Consider the following 22,264-nt stretch of genomic DNA (forward strand, 5'->3'; position numbering starts at 1 on the left):
CCATTTTTTGAGAAAGGATTTCAAATGTCCAATGAGATCAAGAACAAGGCGGTAGAAACAGAAACGCTTGTGCAGGAAGTAACGGCTGTCGCGTTACCCGATCCCACAGCCGAAGTGGTTTCGCTGGAAGAAGCGGATGAACCCGTCAGCGCGGAAATTCGCAAACGCATGGACGAGATTGACATGGACAACACGAATTCGATTGTCGCGTTCGGTTCATCCGCCCAGGCCGAGTTGCAGGAAATCAGCCAGGCGATGCTGGCAGACGTGCGAAACAAGGACGTCGGCCCAGCCGGAGACAGCCTGCGCAATATCGTCACCACGATCCGGGGATTCTCGGTTAGTGAGCTGGACGTGCGCCGTGAAAGAAGCTGGTGGGAAAAGCTGATCGGAAAAGCGGCCCCATTTGCAAAGTTCACCGCGCAATACGAAGAGGTCCAGGGCCAGATCGACAAGATCACGGACGACTTGCTTGGGCATGAACACACGTTGCTAAAGGACATCAAGTCGCTGGACTTACTGTATGAAAAGACGCTTAGTTTCTATGACGAACTTGCGCTTTACATCGCCGCCGGCGAAGAAAAACTGACCGAGCTGGACAGCCATGACATTCCTGAAAAGGAAGCCGAAGTTAATGCTGCGCCCGAAGAAGAACAGGTGATGAAGGCGCAGGAATTGCGCGACATGCGCGCCGCCCGTGACGATCTGGAGCGCCGGGTCCACGACCTGAAGCTGACGCGGCAGGTGACGATGCAATCTCTGCCCTCGATCCGGTTGGTGCAGGAAAACGACAAGTCGCTGGTCACCAAGATCAACTCGACATTGGTAAACACCGTCCCGCTTTGGGAAACTCAACTGGCGCAGGCCGTCACCATCCAGCGCAGCGCTGAAGCAGCATCGGCTGTGCGGGATGCGAATGATCTGACCAACGAGTTGCTGACATCCAACGCGGCCAACCTGCGGCAATCGAACAAGATGATCCGCGAGGAAATGGAACGGGGCGTATTTGACATCGAAGCGGTCAAACAGGCCAATGCCGACCTGATCGGGACAATTAACGAAAGCCTGGCAATTGCAGACGAAGGCAAAGCGCGACGCGCAGCCGCAGAACAGGAATTGCAAAAGATGGAGGTCGAGTTGCGCGATACTTTGGCCTCGGCCAAAGCACGCAAGGACGGAACTGGCGACAACGCCGGCACCGCCGTGCCGGGATAACAGAATGCGGCGACCGGGATTTCCAAAAGCTGTTCTGGGCCTTGTTTCGCTGTTGGCGCTGGCCAATTGTGATGAGACACTGACGTCTTCCGTCGTCCCTGAAACGCGGCCTGCCCCCCCAGCCCCTGCGGCGAATGCCTATGTCGCTCCGTCTGCCGCCAGTCAGGACCTTGCGCGGTTTTATGAACGGGTTGAGCGTGATTTGCTGACACGCGGTTTGCTGCGCACGGATGGCGGCGGGCCGGACACCCCGTTCGATGCAGACGACTTAGCGCGGAACTTTGAAGCAATCGCTTTCTACAGCGAATATCCCGATCACGCGGTCGCGGCATCGTCCCGGCAGACGGACGGGCAGCTCAGTCGCTGGTCCGGGCCTGTGAGGGTACAGACAGAGTTTGGCCCCTCGGTCCTGCCTGCCACACGCACGCAAGATGCAACCGAGGTTGAATCCTTTACCGCACGGCTGGCAAAGCTGACCGGGCACCCGATCTCGGTCGTGAATCGCCGCGCAAACTTTCACGTCTTTTTCGCAGGCAAGGATGACAGCGCCTATGTCGTGACCCGTCTGAAAGAACTGATCCCGAATATCAGTCAGGCCTCGCTGGAACTGGTTGCCAATCCGCGCGCGAATATCGACTGTTTCGTCTTTGCCTCAGCCACCAGTTCTTCACCCTATAAATACGTGCGTGCCGTCACCTTGATCCGAACCGAGCTGCCGGAATTGCTGCGTCGTAGCTGCATCCACGAAGAAATCGCGCAAGGGTTGGGATTGTCGAACGACAGCCCTGCAGCGCGGCCTTCGATTTTCAACGATGATGATGAATTTGCGCTGTTGACCAGCCATGACGAAAAGCTTCTGACCATGCTGTATGATCCGCGCCTCGAACCCGGCGTGACGGTGGATAGCGCGCGCCCGGTGGTCCGGATTATTGCACGCGAATTGATGGGCCAGCCGCTCTGAGCCCCCTGAAAGGAGACCCCAAATGGGTATTTTCGATTTTCTGACCGGCGAATTTATTGACGTCATTCACTGGGTCGACGACACCCGCGACACAATGGTCTGGCGGTTCGAGCGTGAAGGCCATGCCATCAAATATGGCGCTAAGCTGACGGTTCGCGAGGGACAGTCAGCCGTGTTCGTGCATGAAGGACAGTTGGCGGATGTGTTCACGCCGGGCCTTTATATGCTTGAAACCAACAACATGCCGATCCTGACAACCCTGCAGCATTGGGATCACGGGTTTCAGTCGCCGTTCAAGTCCGAGATCTATTTCGTCAACACCACCCGGTTCAACGACCTGAAATGGGGCACCAAAAACCCTATCATGCTGCGCGACCCCGAATTCGGACCAACCCGCATCCGCGCGTTCGGAACCTATACGATCCGCGTCAAGGATCCGGCGAAGTTCATGGTCGAGATTGTCGGCACAGATGGCGAATTCACGATGGATGAGATCAGCTTTCAAATCCGCAACATCATCGTGCAGGAATTCAGCCGCGTGATCGCCGGATCGGGCATTCCGGTCCTGGACATGGCCGCCAACACCGCTGATCTGGGCAAGCTGATCGCAGCCGAAGTCTCTCCGGTATTGGACAGCTACGGGCTAGAGATGCCCGAGTTTTACATTGAAAACATCTCGCTTCCGCCTGCGGTCGAGGCGGCGTTGGACAAGCGCACCTCGATGGGGCTGGCGGGCGATCTGGGCAAGTTCACGCAATATTCAGCGGCCGAGGCAATGACGGCGGCTGCCAACAATCCCGGTCAGGGCGGCGGTATGGGCGCAGGTCTTGGAATGGGCATGGGAATGGCGATGGCCCAGCAGATGTCGAACATGGCAGCGGGTCAACAGAGCGGCCCGTGGGGAAGCCCTGCCCCCGCTGCCCCGCAACCGTCGGCACATGCGGCACCACCGCCCCCGCCACCCGTCGAACATGTCTGGCATATCGCCGTGGATGGGCAGACCAGCGGACCATTCTCGAAAGCTAAGATGGGGCGCATGGCCGCCGAAGGTGAAGTCACACGCGATACCCACGTTTGGACAGCAGGTCAGGATGGGTGGAAAAAGGCCGGCGATGTTCAGGAGCTTGCTCAGTTGTTCACCATCCTGCCACCACCTCCGCCGGGGACCTGATCCGGTCCGCGTTTGTTTTTGATGAACGAGGGGGCAACATGACCAAAGAGCACAGATTTCCCTGCGATCAATGCGGTGCGGACTATCGGTTCAATCCGGGCGACGGAACGCTGACGTGCGATCATTGCGGCCATTCCCAAAGCATCGCCGCCGGCCCCTGGGGCGGCGCAAGCCTGAAAGAGCTGGATTTCAACGCCGCCCTGTCAGAAAACCTACCGGAAGGTGAAATCGAAGAAACCCGCGTTCTGACCTGCCCCAATTGCGCAGCCCAAGTCGAGTTTGACCCCGATACCCATGCTGCGGAATGTCCGTTTTGCGCCACACCAGTGGTCACAGGTACCGGCGTCAGCCGACATATCAAGCCACGCGGTGTTCTACCCTTTGCGCTGGACGAGCGTTCTGCGCACAAAGCGATGGGGGATTGGCTTGGTCGTTTGTGGTTCGCGCCCAATGGTCTCAAGGACTATGCCCGCAAGGGGCGCAAGATGCAGGGTATCTACGTACCCTACTGGACATTCGACGCGGATACGCAATCCTCTTACCGGGGCGAGCGCGGGACGGTTTATTACGAAACCCACACGGTGATGCGCGACGGAAAGCGGGTGCAACAGCAGGTCGCCAAGATCCGCTGGTCACCGAAATCGGGACGGGTCGCGCGCTTTTTCGATGACGTTCTGGTCTTGGCTTCTCGGTCTCTGCCCAAAAGCTATACGGATGCGCTGGAACCGTGGGACCTGCCTGCGCTGGAACCTTATCAACCCGAGTATCTGGCAGGCTTTCGTGCTGAGGCTTACACCGTTGAACTGAACGAAGGTTATACTGAGGCTCGGGGGTATATGGCTCGTGTGATTGAACGTGACGTTCGGTTCGATATTGGTGGTGATCGCCAACGCATTCATTCGGTCGATACGGACGTTCGGGATGTGACCTTCAAGCATGTTCTGCTGCCGGTCTGGATGGCCGCCTACAAATACCGCGGTCAGACCTATCGGTTTGTGGTCAACGGACGCACTGGCCGCGTTCAGGGTGAGCGGCCATGGTCGGCGATCAAGATCACGATCGCGGTTATTGTCGGCCTGCTGGTCGCAGCAGGGGTTGGGTATCTGCTGGCGACAGGGCAACAGTGATCGAGCGTACGGCATTAGGACCGGTTTCGCCGTTTAATCGCTTGAACATCCTCAAACCACGCGCCATCCTCGCCCCGTCGACGCCGATGGGGAGGCCAGTGTGACGTTATCGGACCTGAACACGCTATTGGCTGCGCGCCACTCCTGTCGGGCATTCAGCCCTGATCCGGTTCCACGGGAACACATCGAGCAAATCCTGACCAGCGCGGGGCGTGTGCCCAGTTGGTGTAACGCACAACCTTGGAATGTCGTAATCACCAGCAGCACTGAAACCGAGCGTTTTCGCATTGCCCTGCGAGAGGAGGCAATGTCCGGCGCGCCAGCCCCTGACTTGCCTTTCCCCACATCCTATTCGGGCGTCTACAGGGATCGCCGCCGAGAATGCGGGTGGGCCCTTTATGAAGCCGTCGGCGTGGAACGTGGCGACCGCGCGGCTTCGGCACGACAAATGATGGAGAACTTCACTCTGTTTGATGCACCGCACTGCGCGATCCTGTCCAGCCCGGCTGAGCTTGGGCCTTATGGGGCGATGGATTGCGGCGGGTTCGTCACCGCCTTTACGCTTGCGGCCCAAGCCCTTGGCGTGGCCACCATTCCGCAAGCGGCAGTTGCAAGTTATGGCCCGTTCCTTCACCGCTATTTTGACATCCCCGAAGACCGCCTGATCCTGTGCGCGATTTCCTTTGGCTATGCCGACAAGGACCACCCCGCTAACGGTTTTCGTACGGATCGCGCCAGCCCGGACGCTTTTGTCGACTGGCTCGGCTGAGAAAATTTTGGAGAAACAGTTTGCGCGCAGTATTACAACGGGTCACTCACGCCAAAGTTTCCCTGGCGGGCGAGGTGATCGGACAGACCGGCCCCGGCCTCATGGTGCTTGTTTGTGCGATGCAGGGGGATGACGAGGCGTCCGCACAGCGGCTTGCGGCCAAAATCTCCAAGCTGCGCATATTCAAGGATGATGCAGGCAAGATGAACCGGTCCGTTCTGGATATTGGCGGATCCGCTCTTGTGATCAGCCAGTTCACGCTGGCCGCTGACACATCGCGCGGAAATCGCCCCGGGTTCTCAGAAGCGGCCTCGCCTGAGCTTGGCAAGCATCTGTACGAGGTGTTCGCCGCACAGTTGAGTAGTCTCGGTATTCCTACGGAAACAGGGCAGTTCGGGGCGGATATGGCGGTGGAACTAGTCAATGATGGCCCCGTCACGATTTGGGTAGAAAGCTGATGGATCAAAAACAACGTGCAATTCGCATCTGGCAAGCCGGTGTGGATGCAGTCGGCGGGCACGCGGCGACCACAGCAGTCTTGGACAGCATTGCGGCACCCGATCAAATTCTGGCCGTTGGGAAACCCGCCGCAGCGATGGCGCGGGCCGCGCTGGAACACTTTGGGCCTAAACCGACATTGGTTGTCACCAAAGATGATCACGGACGCGATCTGCCTGACCATGTGACGATTATCGAAGCCGCGCACCCCGTGCCGAATTCTCGCAGCCTTGACGGGGGCCGCGCCCTGCGTGAGGCGGTAGAAGCGATGGGCCCTGCCTCGCATTTGCTGCTGTTGGTGTCAGGCGGCGCATCCTCGCTTGCAGAGGATCTTGTTCCCGGCAAAACGCTGGCTGATTTGGAGCAGTTGAACCAAAAGCTGCTGTCTGAAGGGCTGGACATAACGGCCATGAACGCCGAGCGTCGCAAGCTGTCGCGCATCAAGGGCGGTGGGCTTCTTTCGCATTTTCGCGGCGATGCGGTGACTGTACTTGCGATATCTGACGTGCCCGGCGATGACCTGAATGTCATTGGGTCGGGAATTGGAGCGTTGCCCGACGCACCAAAGTTTCAAGCCTCGACTCAGATCGTGGCCTCTAACGCCATTGCCCGGGCTGCTGCAGTTGATGCCGCAAAGTTGGAAGGCTGCGATGTGATTGCGGATGAAGAATGCCTGCACGATGATTATCTGAGTGTCGCAAGGCACTTAGGGTCGCGTCTGCGCGACATGCCGAAGGGCGTCATGGTCTTTGGCGGAGAACCAACGGTTGTTCTGCCAAAAAACCCCGGACGCGGTGGGCGCAATCAGGCGCTGGCGCTGGCCTTGGCCAAAGAGGTTTCGGGCATTCCGGGCTTAACGATCGTGGTCGGCGGCACTGATGGAACCGACGGCCCGGCACAGGCAGCAGGGGCCGTGATTGATGGGTCCACCTGGAATCCAACAGCGGAAGAGTTTCTGAATAACGCCGATAGCGGCAGCTATCTGGATCAGGTTGGGGCTTTGCTGGTTACGGGTCCGACCGGGACAAACGTAATGGACTTGCTTGTCGCAATCCGCACGTAATTTGACGATTTTCAATGAACCGAAAAAATCAAAGACGCTGAGACTGAGACAATGACGCCCAATCCCAATTCGCTGTACGATATTCAGGAACTGCCGGATGTCGGCATTCACATGCCGGACGGTTGCCGCCTTTCCGCGCGAATCTGGATGCCCGAAAATGCCACCGAGACCCCCGTTCCCGCCATTCTGGAATTTTTGCCGTATCGCAAGCGTGACGGGACCGCGACCCGCGACGCGCTGACCCATCCCTGGTTTGCCAAACGCGGTTACGCCTGCATTCGTGTCGACATGCGCGGCAATGGCGACAGCGAAGGGCTGATGGAGGATGAATATACCCAGCAGGAATTGGACGATGCTGTCGCGACGATCGAATGGTTGACGCAACAGCCTTGGTGCACGGGCCGCGTTGGCATGATGGGCATCAGTTGGGGGGGCTTCAACGCGCTACAGGTCGCGGCCATGCAGCCCGAGGCGCTGAAGGCGATCATCACGCTCTGTTCGACGGCCGATCGCTATGCGGATGACATCCATTACAAGGGCGGTTGCCTGCTGAATGAAAACCTCGGATGGGGCGCAACAATGTGGTCCTATTCCTCGCGCGCGCCAGATCCGGCCTTGCGTCCGAATTGGCGTGATCTGTGGCTGGACCGGCTTGAGAATGAACCGTTCCTGCCCTCGGTCTGGCTCCGCCATCAGACACGGGATGCGTATTGGCAGCATGGCTCGGTTTGCGAGGATTTCAGCGCGATCCAAGCTGCGACTTTGGCCGTCGGGGGCTGGGGCGACGCGTACAAAAACACGGTTCCCTTGCTCGTTGAGCAGTTGAAGGCCCCGGCCAAAGGCATCGTTGGGCCTTGGGTTCACAAGTACCCGCATTTCGCCGTGCCCGAACCCCGGATCGGGTTTCTACAAGAAGCGTTGCGCTGGTGGGACCACTGGCTGAAAGATACAGATACCGGGGTTGAGAGCGACCCGGATTACCGCGCATATCTGATGGACGGGGTTCGCCCGCAACGCTGGTACAACGACCGCCCCGGACGCTGGATCGCTGAGAATGAAGGCGCAACATCCCATTTTCCGACGCAGGATTGGCACCTGACCAATTCCGGAATAGGCGCGTCGGGTTCTTTGGATGTCAGGGTTTGTTCGCCTCAGACATGCGGTATGGAAAGCGGTGAGTATTGCGCCATCTGGCTGGGTCCGGACATGCCGGGTGACCAGCGCACAGACGATGCCATGTCCGCCTGTTTTGACGGCGAACCATTGAGTGCGGATCTTGATATCGTCGGTGCACCCCGCATTCGGTTGCGGATCAGCGCAGACCGACCTCAGGCGCAGGTTGCCATACGTCTGAACCACCTGCACCCGGACGGGGCCTCTACGCGCATCACATATGGCGTGTTGAACCTGTCCCATCGTGACAGCCACGCCCAACCTGCCCCCTTGTCCCCCGGCGTCGCGTATGATGTCACGCTGGATCTGGACCACATCGCCTATCGGGTTCCGAAAGGTCACCGTCTACGCGTGGCTGTTTCAAGTGCCTATTGGCCCTTGATCTGGCCGTCGCCGGAACCTGCTGAGCTGCACCTGACTCAGGGCGAAGTCTCGATCCCTGTTCGTCCGACAGAAACAGATGAATATGTTTTCCCGCCCCCCGAATCCGAGGTGCCGCGTGACGCCACCATCCTACGCAAGGCCCAGAACACCAGACGTGTCGAAACGGATATGAACACCGGTGAGACCCGCCTGATCATCGAAGATGACTTTGGCATGACCAAGGACAATCACCACGGCCTCACAAATGGCGGAACCGCTTACGAATGCTGGTCGATCCACCCGGATGACCCTCTTTCAGCCAAAGGGCATTGCCTCTGGACGCAGGAATTGCGGCGGGACGGTATCGAATTGCGCACCGAAACATCCTGTCAAATGTGGTCAGATCGCACTAGTTTCTTCCTCAGGGCGAAATTGACAGCCTATGAGGGGGAGGTTGAGGTGTTTTCAAAGGAACTGGAGGATACCATACCGCGCAACCAGATGTGATTTTCAGGCCGCAAAGGTAAGACATTTATCCTTGCTCATAAGGCCGAATTACGCCTAACTTGACTCATGCGTCAATAAAAGCCCGCAAAGGGCCAAAAAATCCAACCAATTGGGAGATCATTGGATGAACGAACAAATCACTCACATGACCAAAGAGGTCACAGCGGGCAAGCTGACCCGCCGCGAATTCATGGGGAAAGCCGCGGCCTTGGGTGTATCGGCAGCGATGGCCAGCACCCTGTTCGCGGACGCTGCACGCGCGGCAGGCCCGAAAAAAGGCGGTGATCTGAAATTTGGTCTGCAAGGCGGCGAATCGACCAACTCGCTTGATCCGGCAACCTATGCAAGCTCGGTTCCGTTCCAAAACGGTAAGCAATTCGGCGACCAACTGGTCGAAGTTGCGCCTGACGGCTCGATCGAACCACGCCTTGCTGAAAGCGTTGAAGGCAGCGCCGACGCCAAGGTCTGGACCTTCAAGCTGCGTCAGGGCGTGGAATTTCATAACGGCAAAACCATGACCAGCGAAGACGTGCTGAAGACCATGGAGCGCCATTCGAACGAAGACTCCAAGTCCGGTGCTTTGGGCATCATGAAGGGTATCGAGTCGATGAAGGCCGATGGCGACAACTTCCAGGTCACTCTGACCGAGCCGAACGCCGACCTTCCTTACCTGATGGCCGATTATCACCTGATCGTTCAGCCCGATGGCGGCATGGACAACCCAGGCGCGGGTATCGGCACCGGCCCATACCAGTTAGAAGTCGATGAGCCCGGCGTGCGTCACGTGTTCAAGAAGTTCGCCAACCACTGGAACCCGGATTTCGGCAATTTCGACAGCGTCGAAGTGGTCGTCATCAACGATGCCACTGCGCGTACCGCCGCACTGCAATCCGGTCAGGTTCACGCGATCAACCGCGTCGAGCCCAAGGTCGCAGACCTGCTGGGTCGTGCGCCCAACCTGACCGTACACTCGACGGCCGGTCGCGGGCACTATGTGTTCATCATGCATTGCGACACCGCACCGTTCGACCAGAATGAACTGCGTCTGGCGCTGAAACACGCAATCAACCGTCAGGAACTGGTGGACAAAGTTCTGCGTGGCTATGGCACCATCGGGAATGACATGCCGATCAACGCGGCTTATCCGCTGTTCGATGGTTCGATCCCGCAGCGTGAATTCAGCCTCGAGAAAGCGGCTGAACACTATAAGAAATCCGGCCATGACGGCTCGCCGATCATTCTGCGTGTTGCAGACGGCGCCTTCCCTGGTGCTGTCGACGCGGCAGCGCTGTTCCAGCAGACTGCAGCGCAAGCTGGTATCCCGCTGGAAATCAAGCGCGAGCCCAATGACGGCTATTGGTCCGAAGTCTGGAACGTACAGCCTTTCTGCGCCTCTTACTGGGGTGGCCGTCCGGTGCAGGATCAGATGTACGCGACCGCGTATCTGTCCACAGCGGATTGGAACGACACGCGCTTCAAGGTCCCGGCCTTTGACGAGATGCTGTTCCAGGCCCGTGCAGAACTGGACAACGACAAGCGTAAGGACATCTACAGCCAGATGGGTCATATGGTCCGCGACGAAGGCGGCCTGATCTGCCCGATGTTCAACGACTTTGTCGAAGGCATCAGCAACCAGCTTGCCGGGTGGGAGTCCGATCCGACCCAAGAGATGATGAACGGCAACGTTTCTCGTAAGATGTGGTTCGCCTGATACGGGTCACGGATTTATGCATCCTATATTGAAACTGGTTTCCCAGCGCCTGGCGCTGGGACTCCTTTTGCTGCTCGGCGCTTCGGCCCTGATTTTTGGCATGACCGAAGCCCTTCCCGGAGACGCCGCGCAAGCCGTCCTGGGGCAGTCCGCAACTCCCGAGGCCCTTGAAAACTTACGCGAAGAGATGGGCCTGAACCGGCCTGCGCTGACCCGCTATTTCGAATGGCTGGGGGGCCTTGTTCAAGGTGATCTGGGACAATCCCTGACCAACAAGCTCGACATTGCCGAATCCGTCGGTGGCCGTCTGAGCAATACCCTGTTTCTTGCATTCTGGGCGGCGGTTATTTCCGTCCCGCTTGCTATCTTTCTGGGCCTGCTGGCCGTGCGCTACCGCAACCGCTGGCCCGACAAGCTGATCTCGGCGGTCACCCTAACCACGATCTCGATCCCCGAATTCCTGATCGGCTATGTTCTGGTCTATTTCGTGGCTGTGAAGTTGGGCATGTTCTCACCGCTTGCGATGATCAATGACAGCATGACGCTGGGCCAAAAGCTGAACTCGATCGCTTTGCCCGTTATCGTTCTGACGCTGGTGGTCCTTGCGCATATGATGCGGATGACACGCGCGGCGATCCTGAACGTCATGCAGTCGGCCTATGTCGAGACTGCTGAACTGAAGGGGCTGACCAACTTCAAGATCATCTACCGCCACGCGCTGCCCAACGCGGTCGCGCCGATTGTCAACGTGGTGATGCTGAACCTGGCCTATCTGGTGGTCGGTGTCGTCGTGGTCGAGGTGGTGTTCGTCTATCCCGGCATGGGACAGTACCTGGTGGATCACGTGACCAAGCGTGATGTTCCGGTGGTTCTGGCCTGCGGCGTGATCTTTGCCGCGATCTATATCGGGTTGAACATGGTTGCCGACATCGTTGCCATTCTTGCCAACCCAAGGCTGAGGCATCCGAAATGAAGAACATCCCAATCTCTGCAATGATCGGGCTGGCCTTCACAGCCCTCTACTTCATCATCGCTCTACTTGCGCCGCTGCTGGCCCCTTATGGCATGGCCGAGGTCGTGGGCGACGTGTGGGAGCCTTCGAGTTCTCAGTTCTGGCTTGGCACCGACAATATCGGGCGAGACCTTCTCAGCCGCATGATCTATGGCGGGCGGACGACGATCTTTATCGCTACCGCTGCGACGATCCTCAGCTTTGTGACCGGTTCTATCCTTGGGTTTCTGGCCGCCGTACTGGGTGGCTGGGCCGATCAGGTCATGTCGCGAACCGTCGATCTGATCATGTCGATCCCGACGCTGATCAGCGCACTGGTGGTTCTGGCGATGGTCCCCGTGACCATCCCGGTTCTGATCCTGGTTATGGGGCTGCTGGATTCCACCCGCGTCTATCGTCTGGCCCGTGCGGTCGCGGTAGATATCGCTGTGATGGACTATGTCGAGGCCGCAAAACTGCGCGGCGAAGGTCAATCGTGGATCATCTTCCGCGAAATTCTGCCCAACGCTTTGTCACCGCTGGTGGCGGAACTAGGTCTGCGCTTTATCTTTGCGGTTCTCTTTGTGTCGACCCTGTCGTTCCTTGGCCTTGGCGTGCAACCGCCGCTGGCTGATTGGGGCGGGATCGTGAAGGAAAACAAGGACGGCATCGTCTATGGCATCGGCGCCGCGCTGTACCCGGCTGTGGCCATCGCAACGCTGGCCATCTCGGTCAATCTGGTGGCTGACTGGGTCCTGAACCGCACCACATCGCTGAAAGGAGGCCGGGGATGAGTGATACCCTTCTCAAGGTCCGCGACCTCAAGATTGGCGCGACCGTTTATCCACCGGGTGAGAAACCCCATGACATCGAGATCGTGCACGGGGTCAACTTTGACCTCGAACGTGGCAAGGTGCTGGGGCTGATCGGTGAATCCGGCGCTGGTAAGTCAACCATCGGTCTGGCCTCGATGGCCTATGGCCGGGGCGGTGTGCAGATCACTGGCGGTGAGGTTTGGGTCAACGGGCGTGACATCCTGAAGACCTCATACGGCGATATCCGAAAACTGCGTGGGGGTGAGGTCACATACGTGTCTCAATCTGCCGCGGCGTCCTTCAACCCCGCCAAGAAGATCATGGATCAAGTGGTTGAGGCTGCGGTGGAACAGAAGAAGTTCAGCCGCAAAGAAGCCGAAAAACGCGCGCGCGAGCTGTTCGCTAAGCTGGGTCTGCCCGACCCCGACAATATCGGTGAGCGTTATCCGCACCAAGTGTCCGGCGGTCAGCTACAGCGCTGTATGACTGCTTTGGCGCTGTGTCCCGAACCCGATTTGGTGGTGTTCGACGAACCCACCACGGCGCTGGACGTGACCACCCAGATCGACGTTCTGATGGCCATCAAAGAGGCCATCGCAGATACCGGTGTTGCCGCGCTTTATATCACGCACGACCTTGCCGTGGTCGCGCAGGTCAGCGACGACATCATGGTTCTGCGCATGGGCAATACGGTCGAGTACGGCAATACCGACCAGATCATCAACAACCCGCAGGAAGAGTATACCAAGGCTCTGGTCTCGGTCCGCTCGATCGAGCACGAAGAGAAACAGCCGACGCCAGAACCGGTGCTGAGTGTTGACGGCATCACCGCGCGCTATAAGGGGCTGAATTTCGACGTGCTGCACAACGTCAATGTCGAGCTTCACCCGGGGCAGACGCTGGCGGTTGTGGGTGAATCCGGCTCGGGCAAGTCGACGCTGGCGCGGGTGATCACTGGCCTTTTGCCACCGCGCGATGGTGAGATCACCTTTGCCGGGCGTAAGCTGTCATCCGACCTCAAGGGACGCACCCGTGAGGACCTGCGCGAGTTGCAGATGATCTACCAGATGGCCGACGTTGCGATGAACCCGCGTCAGACCGTGGGCACCATCATCGGTCGCCCGCTGGAGTTCTATTTCAACATGCGCGGCGCGGAAAAACGCAAGCGGATCGTTGAGCTGCTGGATGAGATCGAGCTGGGCGAAAAGTTCATCGACCGTTATCCGGCGGAACTGTCTGGCGGGCAGAAACAGCGTGTCTGTATCGCCCGCTCGCTGGCAGCCAAACCCAAGATGATCATCTGTGATGAGGTCACTTCGGCGCTGGACCCGCTGGTGGCAGATGGCATCCTGAAACTGCTGCTGGACCTGCAAAAGATCGAGGATGTGGCCTATCTGTTCATCACGCACGATCTGGCGACGGTCCGCGCGATCAGCGACAGTATCGCGGTGATGTATCAGGGCCGTGTGGTCCGTTACGGCCCGAAATCACAAGTGTTGAGCCCACCGTTCGACGACTATACCGACCTTCTGCTCAGCTCGGTCCCCGAGATGCATCTGGGCTGGCTAGAAGAGGTTGTCGCCCATCGCAAGATGGAGAGTGCGGGGAACTGATCCCGCGCAAAACACTCATGAAATCCCGGCACTTGTCACAAACAGGTGTCGGGATTTTGCTATTTGGGACGATAATGGGCGGCTTATCCAAGGCGAATCCCCTAGGCTCGCCCAAGGATCTAGCAAAAAGGCCGAACCATGGACCGCAAACTCCTCCTCATTATCCTTGACGGCGTGCCGTGGCGCAATTTCCGCCGTCTGTTCGGCAACCTCGAAGGGTGGGTCGACAGCGGCGAAGCGCGCGTGTGGAAACTGCGTTCGGTGCTGCCATCGACCTCGGCCAGTTGCTATGCCTCGATCCACACGGGCGTCACTCCGCAGGAACATGGGTGCACCGGAAACGGCAATGTCTTCCGCCTGAGCCATAAGGACGTGTTCAGTCAGGTGCGCGAGGCCGAGGGCATCACCGGGGCGGTCACCCACAGCTATTGGTCACAATTCTTCAATCGGCACCCGTTCGATTACGTGCGCGACGTAGAATATGACGAGCCCGACAGCAAGACGATCAATCATGGCCGGTTTCACACCATGACCGGCTATGGCAAGGCCAACCAGATGACGCCCTGCGACGTAGACCTATTTGCCCAGCTCACCAACATGTGCCTGCGCTTTGGGCTGGATTACGGCATCCTGCACACCTGTACGCTGGACAGCATGGGACATCGCTTTTTCCATGAAAGCGAGGAAATGGACCACGCCTGTTTTGTCATGGATGAGATGCTGGCCCCTTTCATCCCCCGTTGGCGGCAACTGGGGTACGAGGTGATCGTCACGGCTGACCACGGCCAAGATGAACGTGGCCACCACGGAGGCCGCAGCCCATTGCAGCAGGAAACTGCGCTGTATTATTTCGGCGATGCAGAAGGCCCCGAGGCGGATGCGGTCATCGACCAGCTTCAACTAGCCCCAACGATCCTGACCCGGATGGGCGCGCCCGTGGCCGAGACCATGAAGGCACAGCCATTCCTCAAGTAATCAGTCATAAGGCCATATCTGCTGACCCAGCGCTTCGATCGCCACGGATATCCGCTCAAAACTGTCTGCGGCACGCTTGACCGAGGTGCGCGCCCGTAGATAGCCGTGCACCAGCCCCGCTTCGTTGATGCAGTGTGCTTTGCCGCCGGCCTCGGTGATCCGGGCGCAATAGTCTGGCCCGTCATCGCGCAACGGATCGCAGTCTGCCGTTACGACCACAGTCGGCGGCAGGTTTGAGAAATCGCTGTCGTGCAACGGAGCATAGGTCGGATCATCCTGCGGCGCTGGTCCGCCGCACCGCACCTTTTCGTAGAAGACGATATCCTCAAGCGTCAAAAGCGGCGCATGGGCATGTTCCAGATAAGACCCCTTCGACCGGTCCCCGCCCAGACCGGGATAGATCAGCACCTGCCCCAGAATCATATCCAACCGTCCGCGCGCGTGATGAGCGACAGCAGCGGCCAGATTCCCTCCGGCGCTGTCTCCGGCCAGTACCAGCGCATCCCCGAATTCCGTTGCAGCCCAATTCACTGCAGTCCAGGCATCCTGAAACTGGGCGGGATGAACATGTTCCGGGCACAGCCGGTAATCCACTGCGACCACCCGATATCCTGTTTGCGCGCAAATCTCGGCGCAAACATCATCGTGGCTGTCCAAGCCGCCTACGACAAAGCCGCCACCATGCAGATAAACTACGGTTCGTGTGGGATCGCCTGCAGCATAGACGCGAACAGGCACGCCATCGGCATGCCTGTCTTCTGTTTCTACCCCCGCAGGTCGCGGTTGGCGAAAGTCCTGACACATCGCGTCATAGACGCGGCGCTGGTCGTCAATCGACAATTCGACCGCGTCATCGGGATAGCTTTCGGCGGTACGTCTTATGAACGCCCAGGTTTCTTCGTCAATCAGGCGTTCATAATCCATGTCCCCTCCGCGATCAGGCAGCCCATTCCCATGGCTGGGTGAAAGAGCCCAGCACTTTGCTGACATCGTCGTCCGAGGAACCGTTCGCGTCAAGCTGCGCAACCAGCCCGCGCTTTTTGTCGTCAATCACCGAGACAACGCGGGCATCGACGCCTGCTTTTTCCAGCGCGCCGTTATAGATACGTGTGATTGCCTGTTTGCGCAGTTCGGGTTTGAACACCTTGCCAACTGCGGTCTTGGGAAGCTCGTCCAGAATGGTCATGTGCTTGGGCTGCGCCGCACGTTCGTGAACATGGACGTCGCAATATTCCAACAGCTCCTTTTCGGTAACCGAGGCGCCCTCGACCAGTTCGACAAAGGCACAGGGTACCTCTCCCGCATAGGCATCGGGCTGTCCAATGGCACCGGCAAAGGCAACAGCGTCATGTCCCAGCAGCGCCTCTTCGATTTCAGCGGGATCGATATTGTGACCGCCTCGGATGATCAGGTCCTTGGCGCGGCCTGTGATCCACAGATAACCGTCCTCGTCGAAACGGCCCAGATCGCCGGTGCGCAGATACGTGTCAAAGTGGTAAAGATCCACGTTCTTGTCGGCTTCGGTATAAGTGTTGCCAGCATAGACCCCGGGGTTCGAGATACAGATTTCACCGATCTCGTTAGGCGCGGCTTCGGCTGGGCCATCCTGTCCATCGTTCAGGATTTTGACATCCGTATACGGGAACGGAATCCCGATCGAGCCGATCTTCTTCTCGCCATCAGTCGGGTTACAGGACACCAGACAGGTCGCCTCGGTCAGGCCGTATCCTTCGATGATGGTCACACCGGTCGCTTCTTCGAAGCGGCGGAACAGCTCTACCGGCAGCGGGGCCGAGCCCGAGAACGCAGTTTTTACGGTCGAGATATCGGCATCCACCGGGCGCTGCATCTTTGCAGCAATTGCGGTGGGCACGGTAATGATGAACGTGACTTTCCAACGCTCGATCAGTTTCCAGAAATTGTCGAAAACGCCGTCGCCGCGATATCCGGCAGGTGTCGGGAACACCACATGCGCACCCGAAGACACAGCGGACATCATGATTACATGAACCGCAAAGACGTGGAACATCGGCAAGGGGCACATCACCACGTCCTGGTCCGTAAACAGCAATGTGCCGCCCAGCCAACCATTGTAAATCAGGCCAGAATACTTGTGCTGCGCCACCTTCGGCATACCCGTGGTTCCGCCGGTGTGGAAATAGCAGGCGACGCGGTCTTCCTTGCTGTCCTCGAAGGTCAGGGTCGTGGGTTGCTTTGCCAGCTCTTTGTTGAAATTCTTGTAGTTCGCGTGGGCCAGATGTTCCTTGTCGCCCATCTTGGGACGCAGGAACGGAACCAGCCACGATTTGGGGGGCGTCAGATAACGGTTCAGGTCAATTTCAAGAATGGTGTTGACCGTGGGCGCATGGCGCACGGCCTCTTCGACCTTTTGCGCCACATCCGTCTTGGGAAAAGACTTCAAAGTGACAACAACCTTGGCGCCGGTTTCACGCAGAATGGCCGCGATCTGCTCGGGTTCCAACAGCGGGTTGATCGGGTTCACGATCCCTGCCACTGCACCGCCCATCATGGTGATCAGCGTCTCGTTACAATTGGGCAGGATATAGGCCACCACATCCTTTTCACCCACACCCAACGAGCGGAACAGGTTCGCCGCCTGATTGACCTTTCCAAGCAGTTCAGACCACGTCAGCGTTTCGGCCTTGTCCGTCGGACCGGACATAAGTTGAAAACTGATCGCGTCGTTATTGGGAAACTTACCCGCAGTCCGGGACAGCAGTTGGTGGAATGTGACCGGAACGTCCCGATCCTCCCACGGCATTTCCTGCTCTAGTTTTAGCTTGTCTTCCACTCCGACAAAGGCCATGCGGCACCTCCCTGATTGCTTCCCGCGTCGCGCACGGGTTTTAAGTCCACCGTAGGATGGAAGCAAAACCGTATACGCGCAAGCAGGCGCATAGCCAAAAAATGTGCAATTAAGCAGCGTGACGCAGCGGAGTATTCAATTCTGCCCCGACGTCAGTTTATTCTGTGGCGACTCCATCAGTAAACTGCAGCCGCGCCAAACGCGCGTAAAGCCCGTCCTGCGCGACCAGATCATCATGAGTACCCTGTGCCACGATCTGCCCAGCCTCCATCACAACGATCCGATCTGCCTTTTTGACCGTTGCCAAGCGGTGGGCCACGATCAACGTCGTCCGACCCGCGCGCATCTGATCGACCGCACCCTGAACTGCACGCTCACTTTCGGCATCCAGCGCCGAGGTTGCCTCGTCCAGCAAAAGAACTGGCGCATCTCGCAGGATTGCCCGCGCGATGGCGATACGCTGTTTCTGCCCACCTGACAGCATCACACCCCGTTCGCCAACGAAACTGTCATACCCTTCCGGGAGGGCCGAGATGAAGTCATGCGCAGCGGCAGCACGAGCAGCAGATTCCACTTCCGCGTCAGAAGCATCCAGACGCCCAAAGCGAATGTTTTCCCGCGCAGATGCCGCGAAAATGATCGGGTCTTGCGGCACAAGGGCCATGTGGCTGCGAAAATCACTCCTGTCCAGATCGCGCAAGTCGACACCATCAAGGCTGACACGGCCTGAATCCGGATCGTAGAAACGCTGGATCATCTGAATGACCGTGGTTTTTCCAGCGCCAGATGGCCCAACGAAGGCCACGGTTTCACCGGGCTTGACACTAAGGGACAGGCGATCCAGCGCGACGACATCGGGTCGCGCGGGATAGTGGAATGTAACCTGATCAAAGTTGATCTCGCCCCGCACAGGCGTCGGCAAGTGAGAGGCGGATATAGGATCGGTCACGGTGTCCTGCGCGTTCAGCAATTCAACCAAACGCTCGGTCGCACCTGCCGCGCGCTGCAATTCGCTCCAGATCTCGGACAGGGCAGCGACCGAACCCGCCATTATGATCGAGTAGATAACGAACTGGATCAAAACGCCTTCGGTCATCACACCGTTACGAACGTCATTCGCCCCCATCCACAACACCCCGACAATACCGGAGAACACCAGAAAGATCACAATCACGGTCAGCACGGCGCGTGTGCGAATACGGCGCAGCGACACGATATACGAGGTCTCGGTCATCTCACCAAACTGCTGACGACTGGCCTGTTCATGGGTGAAGGCCTGCACAGTCTGAACGGCCGTCAGCGCCTCGCCAGCATTACCGGATGAGGCGGCGATCCAATCCTGATTTTCGCGGCTGATCACCCGCAAACGACGGCCCAGCACCAGAATCGGAACCACGACCAGCGGGATCAACAGCAGCACCATTCCCGTCAGCTTGGCCGAGGTCAAAAGCATCAGGATCAGCCCGCCAAAAAACATCAGCATGTTCCGCAGTGCGATGGAAACCGATGAACCGATGACAGACTGAATCAGTGTCGTGTCCGTCGTAATTCGGCTAAGGACCTCGCCCGTCATAATACGTTCATAGAACTCGGGGCTCATCCCAATCACCCGATCGAAAACAGCCTTGCGGATATCCGCCACCACGCGTTCGCCCAACTTGGTAACCAGCGCATAGCGGATGCCCGTCCCGACAGCCAGAACAGCAGCAATCGCAAGTGCGGCAAGAAAATACCAATCAAGCAGCTCGCCATCTTCGATCCGAAAATTGTCAACCACGCGCCGCACCGCCAGGGGCAAGGTCAGGGTCATGCTAGCCGTCAAAACCAAGGCAAGCCCAGCCCCCGCCATGAGCAATCGGTAGGGTTTCATAAAGGGCCACAAAGACCCAAGAACGCCTATCTTCCGTGAGCGCGCACGCTCTTCGGTCGCGCTGGGGGCGGAATTTCCTGCGGGCTTGGCGGCGTCGGATCTTGCCATGTCTGGGCCTTATATCGTGTTCGCACTTGGGTGAACGCTTCTTGACCGCAGGAACAGTTGGGGTCAAGCAAAGCACCAGATTTTGGGCCTTCGCAGGGCCTTTTGACGCAGAGATTTGGGCTGATTTGGAGCGGGCGGCGGGAATCGAACCCGCTTCATCAGCTTGGAAGGCTGAGGTAATAGCCAGTATACGACGCCCGCTCAGCGGAGGTCGGTTTAAGCGATGCGAAAGGTGCCGTCAAGCGCAGTTCTTGGGCTGATTTCGATTTCATCCGATATAGGTTCAATCGGGTCATCCATGCCGGGGCGGGCCCGGAAATCGGACTGGGCCGGGCGATGTCAGTCAATCCCGCTGCGGCAGCCAATCGCACGACTCCAGCGTCGCAGAGATACGGATCATCGACGCATACCGAAGCTGCTGCGCACCAGAATGCGCGATCAATTGCGATGGATAGGACGTCGCCGCAGCCAAAGCTTGCGGCAAGGGTACACCAACCTGCGTGACCAATACGCGAATGGCCGTCGTCAAATCCAAGTCTGCACCGGCCAATGTGCCATCCTCAAGCGTGAGTTTCCCGTTTGCCCGCGTGATCCTGCGGCCCTCCAACTCGAACGTGGTCTGGTCGGTGCCCGCAACGGCCATCGCGTCGCTAACAAGGAAAATCTGCCCCGGAGACGTCTTGGCCGCCCATGCAGCCCGCATGACTTCGGGATGCACGTGAATTCCATCAGCGATCAAACCGGCGGAAAGCCCGCCATTTGCCAGCGCAGCCCCCACCAGACCGGGTTCGCGGTTTCCAAGCTGGCTCATGGCGTTGAACAAGTGCGTCACACAACGCGCTCCTGCCGCCGCATAACGCTGACACGTCGCGAAATCCGCATCACTATGACCCAGAGATACCAGAACCCCGGCATCATGGAGCACGGCGACTTGCTGCTCGGTCACGGCTTCGGGCGCGACCGTGACCATCAGACAGGGCAGCGCGTCTGCCGCGGCGATCAGCGCGGCCAAATCCGTGTCGTCCATCGGCCGGATCAGATCCGCGTCATGGGCGCCTTTGCGCGCCACCGACAAATGAGGCCCCTCCAGATGCAGCCCCGCTACACCCGATACACCTTCGCGAACAGCCTGTATGGTCGCATCAATTGCTGCCTGCGTTTTCTCTGCCGTATCTGTAATCAATGTGGGCAACAGCGACACAACGCCCAAACGACGGTGAGCCGCCGCGATCCGCTGGATCGTCTGCACCGAGGGGTCGTCATTGAACATGATCCCGTCGCCGCCATTGACCTGCAGGTCGCAATAGCCGGGGCTTAGAATATCACCCTTAAGGTCGACAATTTCACCTCCAGCCGCATCCGAATCTGGCCGGATTTCACCTTCCTCCCCATCACGGAAGGTGATCGCGTGGTCGTACAGCAAACGGTTACCGTCGAAGATGGGACCGTTTCGGAAGGTTACCGAGTGATTTGTCATACCGTCTCAGTCACTTTCTTCAGATGCCGCGGTACATCGGGGTCGATCCCACGGGCGCTGGCCACGGATTCAACCATACCATAGAAGGCGGTGATCGCGGTGATCGGGTCGGTGATCCAATGGCCGGTCTTGACGACCGGAAGCGGGCTGGCCTGTGTGACTTTGTCCGTGGTTGCAAAGACAGCCGCGCCCTTCCCCGCCAATGCATCGGCGGCTTCAGCCGTTGCTTGCTCGGCCGCGTCACTTGCGGCGAACACAATAGCTGGGAAGCCTTCCTCTACGATCGAGACCGGCCCATGCAGGACTTCGGCCACCGAATAGCTTTCTGCGTGGATCTGACAAGTTTCCTTGATCTTCAACGCTGCCTCGCCCGAAATTGCAAAGGAAGGGCCCCGTCCAAGGGTAAACAACGACCTTCCGGTGATCGTGTCAGCTGCGGCAGACCAATCACAATGAGCGGCTTTTTCAAGCAACGGCGGCAAGGCATGTATGGCCTTCAAAAGATCTGCATCACGCTTGACCTCTGCCAGCAGCCAAAGCCCGGCAACCAGCGATGTCACGAAGGTTTTGGTGGCCGCTACACTTAACTCGGGGCCTGCGTGCAACGGCAGGACGGCACCGGCGACCTCGGCCAAACGAGAGCTGGTGTCGTTGGTGATCGCGACCGTTGCAGCACCTGACCGACCCAACGAGCGCGCGAGATCCACAATATCCGGGCTTTGCCCGGACTGCGAAACGGACAGGCAGACCGCCCCCTTCGCCTGCAACTCAACACCATAGATCGAACTGACCGATGGCCCGACCGAAGCAACGGGAAGGTTCAGCAATAGCTCACTGGCATATTTGATATAGCTGCATGCGTGATCGGACGATCCGCGCGCCACCGTGATCAGAAAGCGCGGGTCAGCCTCGCGGAAAACCTGAGCGGCATTCAGGATGTCGGGCGCGCCTTGGGACAGCAATCTGTCAACCGCCGCAGGGATTTCCAGAATCTCCTGGCGCATTTTCGAAGTAGTTTCTGACATGAATT

Annotated in this window: 18 protein-coding genes and 1 tRNA gene; 13 read left to right on the forward strand and 6 right to left on the reverse strand. The window is 58.4% G+C overall.

Going from position 1 to position 22,264, the window contains the following annotated elements; translation table 11 throughout:
* Positions 1-24: 24 nt before the first annotated feature.
* The 13 genes from RUESEDTHA_RS02850 (at position 25) to RUESEDTHA_RS02910 (ending at position 14,952) form a co-directional block, all read left to right on the forward strand.
* Positions 25-1,215, forward strand: coding sequence for a toxic anion resistance protein (locus RUESEDTHA_RS02850; RefSeq protein ID WP_180884186.1), 1,191 nt, complete (start codon positions 25-27; stop codon positions 1,213-1,215).
* Between the two features lie 4 nt (positions 1,216-1,219).
* The gene (locus RUESEDTHA_RS02855; protein ID WP_180884188.1) at positions 1,220-2,176 is read left to right on the forward strand and encodes a DUF2927 domain-containing protein; all 957 of its coding nucleotides are present in this window, start codon (positions 1,220-1,222) and stop codon (positions 2,174-2,176) included.
* A gap of 22 nt (positions 2,177-2,198) precedes the next feature.
* A complete protein-coding gene (locus tag RUESEDTHA_RS02860) occupies positions 2,199-3,347 on the forward strand; it encodes an SPFH domain-containing protein (RefSeq protein WP_180884190.1) in 1,149 nt (382 codons plus the stop codon).
* Between the two features lie 38 nt (positions 3,348-3,385).
* A complete protein-coding gene (locus RUESEDTHA_RS02865) occupies positions 3,386-4,474 on the forward strand; it encodes a TFIIB-type zinc finger domain-containing protein (RefSeq protein ID WP_180884191.1) in 1,089 nt (362 codons plus the stop codon).
* Between the two features lie 100 nt (positions 4,475-4,574).
* Positions 4,575-5,243 carry a nitroreductase gene (locus tag RUESEDTHA_RS02870; protein ID WP_180884193.1) on the forward strand — a complete coding sequence of 223 codons (669 nt, stop codon included), beginning with the start codon at positions 4,575-4,577 and terminating at the stop codon, positions 5,241-5,243.
* A gap of 20 nt (positions 5,244-5,263) precedes the next feature.
* Positions 5,264-5,701 (forward strand): D-aminoacyl-tRNA deacylase, encoded by a 438-nt coding sequence (dtd, locus tag RUESEDTHA_RS02875; protein ID WP_180884195.1) that lies wholly within the window; start codon positions 5,264-5,266, stop codon positions 5,699-5,701.
* The gene (locus RUESEDTHA_RS02880; protein ID WP_180884197.1) at positions 5,701-6,804 is read left to right on the forward strand and encodes a DUF4147 domain-containing protein; all 1,104 of its coding nucleotides are present in this window, start codon (positions 5,701-5,703) and stop codon (positions 6,802-6,804) included. Before dtd ends, RUESEDTHA_RS02880 begins: the two co-directional genes overlap by 1 nt.
* A 51-nt stretch (positions 6,805-6,855) precedes the next feature.
* A complete protein-coding gene (locus RUESEDTHA_RS02885; protein WP_180884199.1) occupies positions 6,856-8,847 on the forward strand; it encodes a CocE/NonD family hydrolase in 1,992 nt (663 codons plus the stop codon).
* A gap of 124 nt (positions 8,848-8,971) precedes the next feature.
* Entirely contained in the window at positions 8,972-10,558 is a 1,587-nt protein-coding gene (locus RUESEDTHA_RS02890) for an ABC transporter substrate-binding protein (RefSeq protein ID WP_180884201.1), read from the forward strand.
* A 16-nt stretch (positions 10,559-10,574) separates the two neighbouring features.
* Positions 10,575-11,531: an ABC transporter permease gene (locus tag RUESEDTHA_RS02895; protein ID WP_171120413.1), complete on the forward strand. Its 957-nt coding sequence runs from the start codon at positions 10,575-10,577 to the stop codon at positions 11,529-11,531.
* Positions 11,528-12,343 (forward strand): ABC transporter permease, encoded by an 816-nt coding sequence (locus tag RUESEDTHA_RS02900; protein WP_171120411.1) that lies wholly within the window; start codon positions 11,528-11,530, stop codon positions 12,341-12,343. The genes RUESEDTHA_RS02895 and RUESEDTHA_RS02900 overlap by 4 nt, the downstream gene beginning before the upstream one ends.
* The gene (locus RUESEDTHA_RS02905) at positions 12,340-13,977 is read left to right on the forward strand and encodes an ABC transporter ATP-binding protein (RefSeq protein ID WP_180884203.1); all 1,638 of its coding nucleotides are present in this window, start codon (positions 12,340-12,342) and stop codon (positions 13,975-13,977) included. Before RUESEDTHA_RS02900 ends, RUESEDTHA_RS02905 begins: the two co-directional genes overlap by 4 nt.
* A 138-nt stretch (positions 13,978-14,115) precedes the next feature.
* Complete coding sequence (locus RUESEDTHA_RS02910; RefSeq protein WP_180884205.1) at positions 14,116-14,952, forward strand: alkaline phosphatase family protein; 837 nt, start codon at positions 14,116-14,118, stop codon at positions 14,950-14,952.
* Here RUESEDTHA_RS02910 and RUESEDTHA_RS02915 read toward each other — a convergent pair whose 3' ends face one another.
* The 6 genes from RUESEDTHA_RS02915 to RUESEDTHA_RS02940 all read right to left on the reverse strand — a co-directional run bounded on the left by RUESEDTHA_RS02915 (position 14,953) and on the right by RUESEDTHA_RS02940 (position 22,259).
* Complete coding sequence (locus RUESEDTHA_RS02915) at positions 14,953-15,876, reverse strand: alpha/beta hydrolase (RefSeq protein WP_180884207.1); 924 nt, start codon at positions 15,874-15,876, stop codon at positions 14,953-14,955. It abuts the gene before it with no gap.
* A gap of 13 nt (positions 15,877-15,889) precedes the next feature.
* Positions 15,890-17,779 (reverse strand): acyl-CoA synthetase, encoded by a 1,890-nt coding sequence (locus RUESEDTHA_RS02920; protein WP_180884209.1) that lies wholly within the window; start codon positions 17,777-17,779, stop codon positions 15,890-15,892.
* A gap of 157 nt (positions 17,780-17,936) precedes the next feature.
* On the reverse strand, positions 17,937-19,757 hold the full coding sequence (locus RUESEDTHA_RS02925) for an ABC transporter transmembrane domain-containing protein (RefSeq protein ID WP_180884211.1): 1,821 nt from the start codon (positions 19,755-19,757) through the stop codon (positions 17,937-17,939).
* A gap of 126 nt (positions 19,758-19,883) precedes the next feature.
* A tRNA-Gly gene (locus RUESEDTHA_RS02930) sits at positions 19,884-19,958 on the reverse strand.
* Between the two features lie 142 nt (positions 19,959-20,100).
* Positions 20,101-21,234 carry an N-acetylglucosamine-6-phosphate deacetylase gene (gene nagA, locus RUESEDTHA_RS02935; protein WP_180884213.1) on the reverse strand — a complete coding sequence of 378 codons (1,134 nt, stop codon included), beginning with the start codon at positions 21,232-21,234 and terminating at the stop codon, positions 20,101-20,103.
* Positions 21,231-22,259, reverse strand: a complete 1,029-nt coding sequence (locus RUESEDTHA_RS02940) for an SIS domain-containing protein (protein WP_180884215.1) — start codon at positions 22,257-22,259, stop codon at positions 21,231-21,233. Before RUESEDTHA_RS02940 ends, nagA begins: the two co-directional genes overlap by 4 nt.
* Positions 22,260-22,264 lie beyond the last annotated feature (5 nt).

The organism is Ruegeria sp. THAF57 (genome assembly GCF_903914075.1).
In the GTDB taxonomy this organism is placed as follows: domain Bacteria; phylum Pseudomonadota; class Alphaproteobacteria; order Rhodobacterales; family Rhodobacteraceae; genus Ruegeria.

Excerpts from the sequence above, each read along its gene's own strand:
- RUESEDTHA_RS02850 (WP_180884186.1), top strand. The coding sequence starts at position 25 with ATGTCCAATGAGATCAAGAACAAGGCGGTAGAAACAGAAACGCTTGTG.
- RUESEDTHA_RS02855 (WP_180884188.1), top strand. The coding sequence starts at position 1,220 with ATGCGGCGACCGGGATTTCCAAAAGCTGTTCTGGGCCTTGTTTCGCTG.
- RUESEDTHA_RS02860 (WP_180884190.1), top strand. The coding sequence starts at position 2,199 with ATGGGTATTTTCGATTTTCTGACCGGCGAATTTATTGACGTCATTCAC.
- RUESEDTHA_RS02865 (WP_180884191.1), top strand. The coding sequence starts at position 3,386 with ATGACCAAAGAGCACAGATTTCCCTGCGATCAATGCGGTGCGGACTAT.
- RUESEDTHA_RS02880 (WP_180884197.1), top strand. The coding sequence starts at position 5,701 with ATGGATCAAAAACAACGTGCAATTCGCATCTGGCAAGCCGGTGTGGAT.
- RUESEDTHA_RS02885 (WP_180884199.1), top strand. The coding sequence starts at position 6,856 with ATGACGCCCAATCCCAATTCGCTGTACGATATTCAGGAACTGCCGGAT.
- RUESEDTHA_RS02890 (WP_180884201.1), top strand. The coding sequence starts at position 8,972 with ATGAACGAACAAATCACTCACATGACCAAAGAGGTCACAGCGGGCAAG.
- RUESEDTHA_RS02895 (WP_171120413.1), top strand. The coding sequence starts at position 10,575 with ATGCATCCTATATTGAAACTGGTTTCCCAGCGCCTGGCGCTGGGACTC.
- RUESEDTHA_RS02900 (WP_171120411.1), top strand. The coding sequence starts at position 11,528 with ATGAAGAACATCCCAATCTCTGCAATGATCGGGCTGGCCTTCACAGCC.
- RUESEDTHA_RS02905 (WP_180884203.1), top strand. The coding sequence starts at position 12,340 with ATGAGTGATACCCTTCTCAAGGTCCGCGACCTCAAGATTGGCGCGACC.
- RUESEDTHA_RS02910 (WP_180884205.1), top strand. The coding sequence starts at position 14,116 with ATGGACCGCAAACTCCTCCTCATTATCCTTGACGGCGTGCCGTGGCGC.
- RUESEDTHA_RS02915 (WP_180884207.1), bottom strand. The coding sequence starts at position 15,876 with ATGGATTATGAACGCCTGATTGACGAAGAAACCTGGGCGTTCATAAGA.
- RUESEDTHA_RS02920 (WP_180884209.1), bottom strand. The coding sequence starts at position 17,779 with ATGGCCTTTGTCGGAGTGGAAGACAAGCTAAAACTAGAGCAGGAAATG.
- RUESEDTHA_RS02925 (WP_180884211.1), bottom strand. The coding sequence starts at position 19,757 with ATGGCAAGATCCGACGCCGCCAAGCCCGCAGGAAATTCCGCCCCCAGC.
- nagA (WP_180884213.1), bottom strand. The coding sequence starts at position 21,234 with ATGACAAATCACTCGGTAACCTTCCGAAACGGTCCCATCTTCGACGGT.
- RUESEDTHA_RS02940 (WP_180884215.1), bottom strand. The coding sequence starts at position 22,259 with ATGTCAGAAACTACTTCGAAAATGCGCCAGGAGATTCTGGAAATCCCT.